Source organism: Streptomyces sp. 1-11 (assembly GCF_007176755.1).
In the GTDB taxonomy this organism is placed as follows: Bacteria; Actinomycetota; Actinomycetes; order Streptomycetales; family Streptomycetaceae; genus Streptomyces.
Map to the genome: position 1 here is coordinate 59,052 of NZ_BJTV01000025.1, position 10,797 is coordinate 69,848.

The window sequence follows — 10,797 nt, forward strand, 5'->3', positions numbered from 1 at the left end:
AGCAGCCCCCTTGCCCGGAGGCCCTCAGGGCAGCCCCCTCGTCCGGAGGACTCACGACGACCCCCTCGTCCGGAGGTCTCAGGGCAGGCGTCGTACCGGTGAGCCCGCCAGGTACGCCTGGATGTCCTCCACCGCCTGGCCGTAGTACGTCGCGTAGTTGGCCTGCGACACGTAGCCGAGGTGGGGTGTGGCGAGGAGTCGGGGCGCGGTGCGCATCGGGTGGGTGGCGGGCAGCGGCTCCACGTCGAAGACGTCCACGCCGGCACCGGCGATCCGGCCCTCGTGCAGCGCGGCCAGCAGGGCGTCCTGGTCGACGATCGCCGCGCGGGACGTGTTGACGAGGTAGGCGGTCGGCTTCATGAGGGCGAGTTCGGCGGCGCCGAGCAGACCCCGGGTGCGCTCGCCGAGCGCCAGGTGGACGGAGACGAAGTCACTGGCCGCCAGGAGCTCCTCCTTGCCGGCGGCCAGTTCCACGCCGGTCTCCTTGGCGCGTTCCGCCGTCAGGTTCTGGCTCCAGGCGCTCACCCGCATGCCGAAGGCGAGCCCGACCGCCGCCACCCGGCTGCCGATCTTCCCCAGTCCGAGCAGCCCGAGCCGGCGGCCGTGCAGGTCGGCGCCGACGGTGGACTGCCAGGGGCCGCCCGAGCGCAGCGCGCCGCTCTCCTCGACGATCCCGCGCGCCAATCCCAGCAGCAGCGCCCAGGTCAGCTCCACGGGAGGCGTCGGTGAACTCGCCGTACCGCACACGGTGACCCCGTGCGCCTCGGCGGCGGCGTAGTCGATGACGCTGTTGCGCATCCCGGAGGCGACGAGCAGCTTCAGCCGGGGCAGCCGGGCGATCAGGGATCCCGGGAAGGGGACGCGCTCGCGCAGGGTGACGACGATGTCGTAGTCGGCGAGGGCCGCGGCGACCGCGTCCTCGCCCTCGATGTGCTCGCGCAGCGCGACGACCTCCACCCGGTCCCCGAGCGCCGACCAGTCGGCGCAGGCGGTGGCCGCCCCCTGGTAGTCGTCCAGCACCGCGCAGCGAAGTCGCACGTGTCCTCCCCTTCCCCGCGGCGACTGTACCCGCCGGTCACCGGACCTGACGCGAACTCAAAAGCATCCCGATACCCAGGGAAACGGAATCTGAACTCTTTCTTTCCGTTTGGTGTACAACTTCTCACCTTCCTCTTGTGTCGAACAGGCGAACAACGGCGTTTGCCCCGACGTGCGCGCCTGTCCGGAAGAGGAAACCTTGCCCATGACGATCCGTCGGTTGTGCGGTGCCCTGCGCGTGCGCGGGGTGACCGAGCTGTTTCTCGTGCTCCTGCTCGGCGCCGCCTTCGCCGCGCTGCCCGTCTTCGCGCTGCTGCCCGACTGGCGGGGCTTCGCCGTGGCGTCGGCGGTGACGTACGTCGTGGACGAGGTGCTGCACTCCAGGGCCCCGGGCTTCGTGCGCAGGCTCGCGACGCTGCAGCTCACCAGACCGCTGCGGTTCGCGGTGCGCACGGTGATGCTGCTCGCGCTGGCCAGCCGGATGGACGCGCCGGAGGCGGTGCTGGTGACGGCGCTCGCCGTCTTCAGCGCCCACTTCGCGATGATGATGCTGTACACGGCGGTGCACCACGCCGTCCGCCGGCGCCGCGTGCTGCCGCTCGTCGTGCGCAACCTGGACATGAGCGGGCTGCCCATACCCGAGCAGCCGCCCGCCCTCCTGTACCGGCGCTTCCTGCGCAAGCTCCTCCACCTCGACCTGCCGGCCCACGCCGGTCTCGTCGCCGCGCTGGCGGCCGGTTCCTGGCAGCCGGCGTACACGGGCTTCGCCGTCACCCTCGCCGTGACCGCGGCGGGCGTCGTCGCGCTGCTGGACCAGTACCGCAGGGTCCGCCGCATGCCCGCCACGGAGGAGGTGTTCGCCGAGGTCAACCGCCAACTCGACGGGTACCGACCCGAGGTGGCGCTCTACTTCAGCTTCGCCTCCGTCTCCCGTGACTTCATGTACCAGGTCAACATGTGGATCGAGACGCTCGAGCAGCTCGACCTGCGCCCGGTGATCATCCTCCGGGAGCGCGCCTCGTTCCGTCACCTCAGCCGCACCTGGATCCCGGTGGTCTGCGTGCCCAAGGCCGACGACCTGGCAGAACTCGAACTGTCCGGCGTGCGCGTCGTGCTCTACCCGGGCAACGCGGGCAAGAACGTGCACATGCTGCGCGTCGCCGAGGCCAAGCACGTCTTCATCGGCCACGGCGACAGCGACAAGCTCGCCAGCAGCAACCGGGTCAGCAAGGTGTACGACGAGATCTGGGTGGCCGGCCGGGCCGGCCGCGACCGCTACCAGCGGGTGCGGCACGCCATCAGCGACAGCGCCATCGTGGAGGTGGGCCGCCCCCAGCTCTCCCCGATCCGGCTGCACGCCGAGCACACCCCCGGCCCGCTGCCCGTCGTCCTCTACGCGCCCACCTGGGAGGGCTGGAGCGACGACGACTGCCACACCTCGCTCATCCCGATGGGCGTGCGCATGATCGAGAAGCTGCTCGCCGAGAACGTCCGGGTCGTCTACAAGCCGCACCCGCTCACCGGCAAGCGCTCGGCCGAGGCGGCCGAGGCCGACAAGGCGATCCGCCAACTGCTGCACGCCGACAACGAGCGGCGCGGCGCCGCCGAGGCGGAGGCCGCGGCCGCCGCCGCCAAGCCCCGGCTGAAGGAGATCCAGGCCCGCCTCGACGAGCTGGCCGGCCACCTCGGCGGTGACGACGCCGAGCAGGTGCGCGAGTCCCGCGTGCCGGACCGCGAGGGCGCGGCCGAGTGGCAGGAGCTGCGCGCCGAGTGGCACCGGATCTACTGGGAGGCCCAGGGCCCGGTCCGCCACAACGTGATACTCAAGCAGCTCCCCACCCTCTACGAGTGCTTCAACCAGGCGGACATCCTCATCAGCGACGTCTCCTCGGTGGTCGCCGACTTCGTGGCCAGCCTCAAGCCGTACGTCCTGACGAACGCCCACGACCTGCCCGACCAGGAGTTCCGGGCCGCCTACACCACGGCCGGCGGCGCCTACCTCCTCGACAGCGAGTGCGCCCGCCTGACGGAGATCCTGGACTCGGTCCGCGCCCCGCACACCGACCCCATGGTGCTGGACCGCCGCACCCTCAAGGAGTACGTCCTGGGCCCCGACCACCCGACCTCCACGGAGCGCTTCAACGCGGCCGTGAACGCCCTGGCCGCGAAGGCGGCGGCGGAGCGCGCGGAGGAGCCGGCCCCGGAACTGGCGGCCTGACCCGGGCGCGGCGGACGGGGCGCTGACGTACTCGGGTGGACCTGAGTACCTGCGCCCTGTTCGCCGGGCGGGCCGGCCGGGACGCTTGGCCCATGAGCAGAGAATCGCGCAAGCCCGCCCTCCAGCTGCTGTCGATACTCGTACTGGCCGGCGTGTCGATGGCGTTGTGGGCTGCCTGGCTGGGCTGGGACCAGCACCGGGACGTCCACCCCGACGGCACCGAGACCGGCCCGTACCAGGCGTGGCAGGTCATCGGGCTCGTGCTGACCCTCCTGGTGCCGGTCTGCTGGGCGGCGTACCGGCACTACGTCGCGGCCGCGGTGCTCGGCACCTCGGCCGGCCTGACCATCGCCGCGTACTACGACTGGTCGGACGACTCCAGCGGCCTCTTCGTGGTCGGCGTGGGCCTGGTGATGATGGGCAGCCTCCTCGGGACCACCGTCGTCTCCGCCGTGATCACCGCAGCCACCCGGGACGGCCAACGGGCCGGGGTCTGAGCACGGGGGGCCTCGGTCCGAAGGCTGCGGCCGCCCCGGACTATTGGCGGCCGAGGCCGCCCGCCAGGTCGTTCAGAGGCCGGCGAGCAGACCGGCGAGTGGCGCGGGCACCCGCTGCTCCTCGAGCGCCTCCACGAGCACCCGCCCGTAGTGGATCTTCCGCCCCTTCTTGGTGCCGAAGAAGCGCCGCAACTGCTGCTGAGCGGTACGGTCCCGCTGCGCGGGCTGGCGGAGGAAGGTCTCCAGTGCCCGCTCGTCGCCCTCCGCCCGGACGAGTTCCGCGACCCGGGCCACGCCGAGCGCGCGGATCAGCTCGTCCTCCAGATCCGCCGAGCAGACGAAGAACCCCTGCCACGCCGCACGCGCCCGCTCCAGCCCGCGAACGTAGAACCCACGCTCCGCCTCGTCGCACAGCCCCGTGAGGCGCAGCCCCAGCCCCAGCGGCCCGAGGACCCGGGCGAAGTGCCCGACGCTCATGGCGCCGCCCATCGACAGCACGCACACCCCTTCGGCCGCCAGATCCCGTTCCCGGCGCCCGGCGAGAGCAGTGACCGCCGCGACGTCGCTGGGCCCTTCGAGCAGCACGGCCACCCGCACGGACAACCGCTCGGCCAGTTCCCGAGCGGGCTCCCCGTCCCCTCCGGCCGCCCACACACCGACCGCGTCCCTGAACGCCCCCATGTCAGCCACGCCCCGAGTCTCCGCCGTCGCATCACCGGCCCGCCACGCAATTAGGCAGGCTGGACGGCCCGTGTCCGTTCGCCGTGAACGGCGAACGGACACGGGCCGCGAGCAACGCACTAGAACTTGCTGCTGCACTCCAGCGGGTACAGGTCGCTGTCGAAGCGGACGCACACGCGGTACTTGTACTCCGGTCCGCCGAGCATGTTCGACCAGTCGCTCTTGCCGTAGCCCGGCGTCCGCACGGACAGGGACTTCAGCAGCTTGCCGTCGAGGCTCCACTTCTCGATGGTCGCGGTGGAGTCGTAGACCGACGGGTTCGCGTTGTTCTTGATCCGCACCCAGCCGGCCAGGCAGTCGGCGGACCAGCGCAGTTCCGCCACCCGCCCGTTGCTGTCCACCTTGCGCTTGGTGGAACTGCTGTCGTCGCACTTGTAGGTGGCCGGGCCCTTATTGTCGCACCCGGCACCGGAACACCCGGCGGCGTACGACGTACCGGCGAGCGGAACCATCGACAGCGTCGCCGCCGCCACACCGACGAGCGCCAGCCTTGCTGTGGTCTTGCGCATGCCTGGATTTCCCCCTCAGGAACAAGCGGTGCCCGGACTTCCCGTACGGCCCTGTGCCGCGACGCCGGACCCGCGACGAAGCGCGCCCGGCTGGTCAGTGCCGTGCGCGCCGTCGGCCGACGATCTTCGCACCGACCGGGCGAGTTTGATCAACAGCGCCGCTCAAGTCAACGGGATTCCCCCGGACCCCGAGAATTCGGGCCGAGCTGGCCGAAAAGCGACCGCACGTGGTGCCGGACGGCACTGCGACCGAGCACTCGCCGAGCCGTCCCATGCGCCTGTCCGGGTGCCTTCGGGCAGCGCCGTGAGCGGGGGAGACGCGCCGAGGGGTATGTCGTTCCGGGCAGGGCAGCCCGGGGATCCAGGAGGAGACAGCTATGTACGCAGTGGTCCGGCGGTACGAAGGGGTGACGGATCCCGCCGAGGCGGGACGCCTGGTGGACGAGGGATTCGTTCCGATCCTCCGCCAGGTCCCCGGCTTCGTCGCCTACTACTGGGTCGACGCCGGGAACGGGGTGATGCTCTCCACCAGCGTCTACGAGGACCGCGCCGGCGCCGAGGAGTCCGTCGAGCGAGCGGCGGACTTCGTGCGGGACCACCTGGCATCGCTGCTTCCCAACTCGCCCCAGGTCACGTCCGGCCAAGTCGTGGCCGCCGGCTAGCGAGCGGCAGGCTCGTCGCCCACCGAAGCTCGAAGCGCCCCGGAGAGGAGGTCCCCCAGGGCGTTCCCACGGGCCAGGACGGGCGTCCCCGGCAGAACCGGAACGGGGCGCCGGTGGACCTTCGTCGGGGATTCGGCGCACAGCGCCCGGGCGGATCTGTACGGTGCCAACGACACAAGCCAGGGGCCGACTGTTGGGGGCGGGCATGACGCGGTATCTGTCTGAGAGCGACGCGCGGTGGGACCGGCACTCCGGTGAGAAGGGCCACTACGGAGCCCCGGAATGGGGTCCGGAGGACCTGGAACGGGCCGCGGTGTTCCTGTCCGCACTGGCACCGCAGGCCCGGCGGGTGTTCCAGTACATGTTGCGCAACCCCGGCCGGCAGATCCACTGCACGGAACTGGTGGACGAGGCCCTGGGCGGCCCGAACGGGAGCGATCCGGCGCAGCGCGTGGCAGGTGTGCTGTCCGGGATGAGCAAGGGACACGGCAGCAGCGAGCGGCGGCTCCCGTTCTACTGGTGGCAGGCCCCCAGGGGCGGCGCGGGCGCCTCGTACGCCGTCCGCCCCTCGGTGGCAGCGGTGTTCTCGGCCGTTCAGCTCGGCGAGTGACGTCACCGCTTCCGCGCTCGGTACCGCTTCATCAGCGCACTGAATCCGCGCCGGGTCCGCCTGGCCGTTGAGTTCGGCCAGGAGATCGTCGGGGCACAACTCGTAGCGGTCGCCCCACCATCGACGTCCCCGGTTGTCCCAGACCCGGTAGCCGCCTGGCACGCCCCTGGCGACATAGCGTCTCCTGCTCACGGTCCCCCTGCCGTCGGCGCCGCCGGCCCGTCGCCGGGCCCCGCACACGCATGACCATAGGCAGCGTGCGGCCGTCCCGCGAGGCAGTATGCGGCCGCGTCGCCCGACCCGCTGCCGCGGGGCTCCGCGCGGCCGGCCGGCTCCCCGGCGAGTCAGTGACGGGTCCGTCGCCGCCGGCGTGGCCGCCCGAGACACGAAACGCCCTGGAGGGGAGGTCCCCTCTGGGGCGTTTTTGCTGGTGACGGGTTGCGCCCCCGGCAGGACTCGAACCTGCGGCCAAGCGCTTAGAAGATGCGGGCAAGCCGTGGCCGGCCGGGCCTCTGGCACCTTACTGGAACCGTGCCGAGTTGCTGAGCGATGCTGTCGTCCGCCGCCGTTGCCGTCAGCGCTGCCGTCACCGCCGCCAGCCGTAGCTTATTGAGCACCGCTCCAGGAGTTCGTTCTCGCATCTGTAGGCCCAGCAGTAAGGCCCCCCTGTGGGCAAGCCCAGGTGCTGACTGCGGCACTCGTGCCCCGTCATACGTTCCTGTTGCCATCAGCACCTGCCGTCGGGGCCTACGAAACTGATCGGCAGCTTCCTCGCTCGCGGGGCCGGTCGAGCACTTATGCTAACGATACGTCAGTTCAGTGGGGGTGGGTCAAATGGCAGCACAAGGCGGCACAGGATCGGATCCGAGCACAGTGCGCAAGGAGTTTGCACTAGAGCGCTACCGATACATCCTGCAGCAGATTCAAGTAGTCAACGAGAATGCGCATCGTTTTCTTGCGATCTACCAGACGCTAGCTACGAGCTTGACGGGGGCCGCACTGGCGCTGTACGTGGGATTTCGTAAATGGGGAATATCGCCAACTGCGGCTCGAGATGGGGTGATCGGTCTACTTGTTCTTACTACTGTGGTCGCAGGGTTTACCATCACGCTTATCGTTGTCGGCGCGCTTTCTTGGCTGGACTATCGGAATGAGGAGTGTGACATAACCGATGAGCTCGTCGGCCCGGGGTTCCGTCAGCGCCCCCAGGTAAAAAATCTGTTGCGCTGGCATGAAACATACGTGTTGCTCTTCATTCTCTTTTCTGCTACGGCCATGTGGACCCTTGCACTCCTATTCATTTTGCCTGAGATGCAGTGAGTGAGGGGCCAACTTATCACACCCAGTAGCATAATGAGTTTCGTTGGCCCACACTCCGAGAATGCAGTAGCCGCCTGAGGTGCGCAGAATTACGAAGCGCAACAGTCGTCACGGCTTACGTGCTGAACGCCGACAACAACAGGCCGCCCTTGGAAGGTAGCGACGTCTGTATATCGCATGTAGGGGCGACGGAAGCATCGATACACCTTGCTTTCAGTAGCACCCCACACCTCCTTTACCGCGGCGACAAACGTGTGCACAAACGGGCTGAGTTGCTCCGAAGAGGGGTCTCCAGCCCAACTCAATAGTTGTGCTCCTCCGGTTAGGAAGACCTTCCTGTTCTCCGGGAATGCTACTACGTCATCTTTCAAATCTGCCATGTGACTGTCAGAACCCACGTCAATGTGCAGGCTATAGGGTTCTGCGACGGAGAATTCGCGACGTCGTGAAATCCATTCTTTGAGTTCAAGATAGTTGAGCCAGCCCTCCTTTGTGAGCCAACAGCGAAGCTGGTCCCCATCCCGATCAAATCGCCAGGCCAGTTCTGCCGGCACAATGGCCCAACCGTCTGGTCTTCCCTCGCTCAGACGGTTAAGCGTCGTAAGTTGAGAATCTACCCAGGAGCCCAAGGACGAATAACTTGCTACCGGGACCGCGGCCTCTCTTGCTGCGCCGTACGGCTTCCCCAACAGAATTCCTGCTGTTGAAGAGAGGCTCGTGCTAGTCCTCGCCGGGCCTGCCGTCACCATGGAAGCGGTGGGGTACGTGAGGTCGTCGTCCATCATTTCGGGATCGAACATGGCGATTCGTCCAGCAGGTTGCCCCTCCTCATTGTGTACAAGTTCGAGGCGGCTACCCATCTTTATTGCAATCTCCTCTGCTTGGTCCTTGCTGACCCAGCTTCCGTCAAAATCTTCATCCTCCTCAGAACCATTAAAGGTAAGGCCGTTTTCCGGCAACGCGTAGATGCGACGCAAAAGCTCCGTGCCATCCATAGTGACCCATTCGTTCTGAGATACGACGCAACGGGATTGCTGGCCGCCCACATAGTCACTAACCCATAGATCAACTGCGCTTGCCGGAAGCAGATACCTGATCAGTGCGGCCGGGGTGCACTTTTCAACCGTCGACCAGCCCACCCTTCTAATTCGCGCACGAAGAGAAGCGAATTGCGCGTCTTCCTGACGATCGCTCTCACAGATGCCCTCGTCTAGCCTGATCCGGATCATTGTCCCAGGATCGTCAAGTTGCTCATCAACGAGGGCCTTGCGAAGAATCGGCCTGTGTTCAACGCCGTGACTGAATTCCAGTACCCATGTATCCGACGGGCCCCCTGAAACGGGACGCGACAGAACCTGCACCCTCTCGCCCATCATGAATACCGAGAAGAAGCCAATACCGAAACGTCCAGACGGCTCGAATCTACTTGCCAGGAGTCCTGGATTTTCCCGAACGACGTCGGCACTCAGCCAAGACGTACTACCGAAGTCAAGAAGTTTGCCTCCGAGTATTGAGGGAGACATTCCAATTCCATTATCACTGCACGATAGCCAAGTATCGTTTTCGTGCTGCTCCAGCCACACCGTCACTCTGCCAAGGAAGGGCCGTGCACCTCGGTAGGAAGCCAAGGATTCCCGGGCCTTTACCGCATCACAAGCATTCATCACGATCTCTCTGAGCCCAATAGTCCAATCCTCGCCATATAGTTCATTGCCGCCGAGTCTCCTGACGAGGCCGGCCACATCTCCCACGCGGATTTTTGCCTCGACTGGCTCCCAGTCCCGGCATGGAGCAACCGTGCTGAATGCTCTGGGGGATTCGACGTTCGCCACACCGCGGGCGGAGAGGGTCGAGCGCCCGTTGTCGGACAAGATGCTGTCAGTGTTACGCAGTTCCTCATCGACCATTGAGAGCGTTTCGTACGCTAGCCACCATGCGCTCATCTCGTCAGCGCCGAAGCCCTCTGGAGCCGTAAAGACCAGTCGACCATTGTTCAGGTAAGGTCGCTGGATTCTGCTTTGAAATAGCCAGTGATCCTTGGAAGCGGGTCCAATATTGCGTACAGCGGCGAGTATATCCGGAACACGACCCGCATCAAGATGCGCGGCATCTGCAGTACGTAGAAGACAAGCTGAAAGGAGTGTGTCAACGCGCCACTCTATGGGGGCGAAGGCGGGCGCCCCTACAGGAGCGGCGAGATTTTTAGTGACTTCGTCAGAATTCCAGTGATGACTGGCGGCCACCCGACCAATAGTTCTTCCGTACGCCTGCCTAATATCTGGGTCATTGATTAGATAGGCAGTGCTTTTGTCGAGCATTTCCCATGAAGACGTGGGTAGGACCTCGGCGACCTCTGCGTGCAGAGCGCGGAGCAAGACAGCGTCGGCTTTTGCTGCGAGATCTTCCGGAGGGGAAGCTAGCTCCGCCGGATGCGGAGGCCTACCTTGGTGCCTCCGAATTTCGTTCGCCAGTGCGTCCGGCCATTCCCTTCGGGACCGAATAGTCTGTCCGGAGATCTGGTGAGCAGCGCGACTCATAGCTAGGTCATGAACAAGAATGGCACCGCCAAGTACGAAGGCTTCTGCAGGGTTAAGGCGTAGCTCCGGACCGGCGATGTGATTGGCTATCTCCCAGAGCGCATATGTGTGACTGATGTCGTGTTGAGTGAAGTCCGGGAGGTCTCGTGCGATCTCGTTAGCCAGTTGAGTAGCTCGTGCTTCCATGTCAAGCAAGGCACGCTTGAATCTGTCTCGCGCAGAGGCATTGTCTGTGTAGGCCTCTAGGCCGAAAGCACCGCACCACAGGGCGGGACGGGATGACTCGCTGGGCTGCACCATGTCTAGAGTATGGTCGGTGTCCGCTGCGATACGGGGCTGATCGCAGAAGTTCGCTGGTCACCTGCTGGCTGCCAATCGGCTGCCCCTGCGAGGTCGGCGGAACGGCTTTGGGCTGGAGCTGCTTTGGGGCGAGTGATCATGGCCCCGTAAGCTTCCGGCGCGTCGGGCAGTCTGTGGACCTGCCCGGTAAAGCACGACGTTGGGGCCATGATCTTAGAGGCTCGCCCCAAAGTGGCTGCCTAACTGCCTGTTCTCTATCCGCTCGCGCGGTCGGACAGGTTCGAACGGGGGCCTGGTTCGGGTGAGTTGTCCGGGGTGAGTGCATGAAGGAAGGGCCTCTTGGTAGCTCGCGGATGTCGAGTCCA

General features: G+C 66.3%; 9 protein-coding genes and 1 pseudogene. 5 read left to right on the plus strand and 5 right to left on the minus strand.

Going from position 1 to position 10,797, the window contains the following annotated elements; genetic code table 11:
• Positions 1–78: 78 nt before the first annotated feature.
• On the minus strand, positions 79–1,038 hold the full coding sequence (locus TNCT1_RS33695) for a D-2-hydroxyacid dehydrogenase family protein (RefSeq protein WP_143639810.1): 960 nt from the start codon (positions 1,036–1,038) through the stop codon (positions 79–81).
• A 205-nt stretch (positions 1,039–1,243) separates the two neighbouring features.
• Here TNCT1_RS33695 and TNCT1_RS33700 point away from each other — a divergent pair, with 205 nt between their 5' ends.
• On the plus strand, positions 1,244–3,256 hold the full coding sequence (locus TNCT1_RS33700; RefSeq protein WP_143639812.1) for a hypothetical protein: 2,013 nt from the start codon (positions 1,244–1,246) through the stop codon (positions 3,254–3,256).
• 92 nt (positions 3,257–3,348) lie between these two features.
• Positions 3,349–3,753, plus strand: a complete 405-nt coding sequence (locus TNCT1_RS33705) for a hypothetical protein (RefSeq protein WP_143639814.1) — start codon at positions 3,349–3,351, stop codon at positions 3,751–3,753.
• Positions 3,754–3,825: 72 nt separating this feature from the next.
• Here the strand turns inward: TNCT1_RS33705 and TNCT1_RS33710 are convergent, their stop codons facing one another.
• Together TNCT1_RS33710 and TNCT1_RS33715 are read right to left on the minus strand one after the other, a co-directional pair.
• Positions 3,826–4,443, minus strand: a complete 618-nt coding sequence (locus TNCT1_RS33710; protein WP_143639816.1) for a TOPRIM nucleotidyl transferase/hydrolase domain-containing protein — start codon at positions 4,441–4,443, stop codon at positions 3,826–3,828.
• A gap of 110 nt (positions 4,444–4,553) precedes the next feature.
• Entirely contained in the window at positions 4,554–5,003 is a 450-nt protein-coding gene (locus tag TNCT1_RS33715; protein ID WP_143639818.1) for a DUF2690 domain-containing protein, read from the minus strand.
• A gap of 377 nt (positions 5,004–5,380) precedes the next feature.
• Here TNCT1_RS33715 and TNCT1_RS33720 point away from each other — a divergent pair, with 377 nt between their 5' ends.
• Together TNCT1_RS33720 and TNCT1_RS33725 are read left to right on the plus strand one after the other, a co-directional pair.
• Positions 5,381–5,665, plus strand: a complete 285-nt coding sequence (locus tag TNCT1_RS33720; RefSeq protein ID WP_143639820.1) for a hypothetical protein — start codon at positions 5,381–5,383, stop codon at positions 5,663–5,665.
• A 205-nt stretch (positions 5,666–5,870) separates the two neighbouring features.
• Positions 5,871–6,275 (plus strand): DUF6416 domain-containing protein, encoded by a 405-nt coding sequence (locus tag TNCT1_RS33725; RefSeq protein WP_235903026.1) that lies wholly within the window; start codon positions 5,871–5,873, stop codon positions 6,273–6,275.
• Positions 6,276–6,277: 2 nt separating this feature from the next.
• Here the strand turns inward: TNCT1_RS33725 and TNCT1_RS36520 are convergent.
• Positions 6,278–6,467 (minus strand): annotated as a pseudogene (locus TNCT1_RS36520) (hypothetical protein).
• Positions 6,468–7,109: 642 nt separating this feature from the next.
• Here TNCT1_RS36520 and TNCT1_RS33735 point away from each other — a divergent pair.
• Positions 7,110–7,595, plus strand: coding sequence for a hypothetical protein (locus tag TNCT1_RS33735; RefSeq protein WP_143639822.1), 486 nt, complete (start codon positions 7,110–7,112; stop codon positions 7,593–7,595).
• A gap of 89 nt (positions 7,596–7,684) precedes the next feature.
• On the opposite strand, the gene TNCT1_RS33740 is transcribed toward TNCT1_RS33735, so the two are convergent.
• A complete protein-coding gene (locus TNCT1_RS33740) occupies positions 7,685–10,432 on the minus strand; it encodes an ATP-binding protein (protein ID WP_143639824.1) in 2,748 nt (915 codons plus the stop codon).
• Between the last annotated feature and the right edge of the window lie 365 nt (positions 10,433–10,797).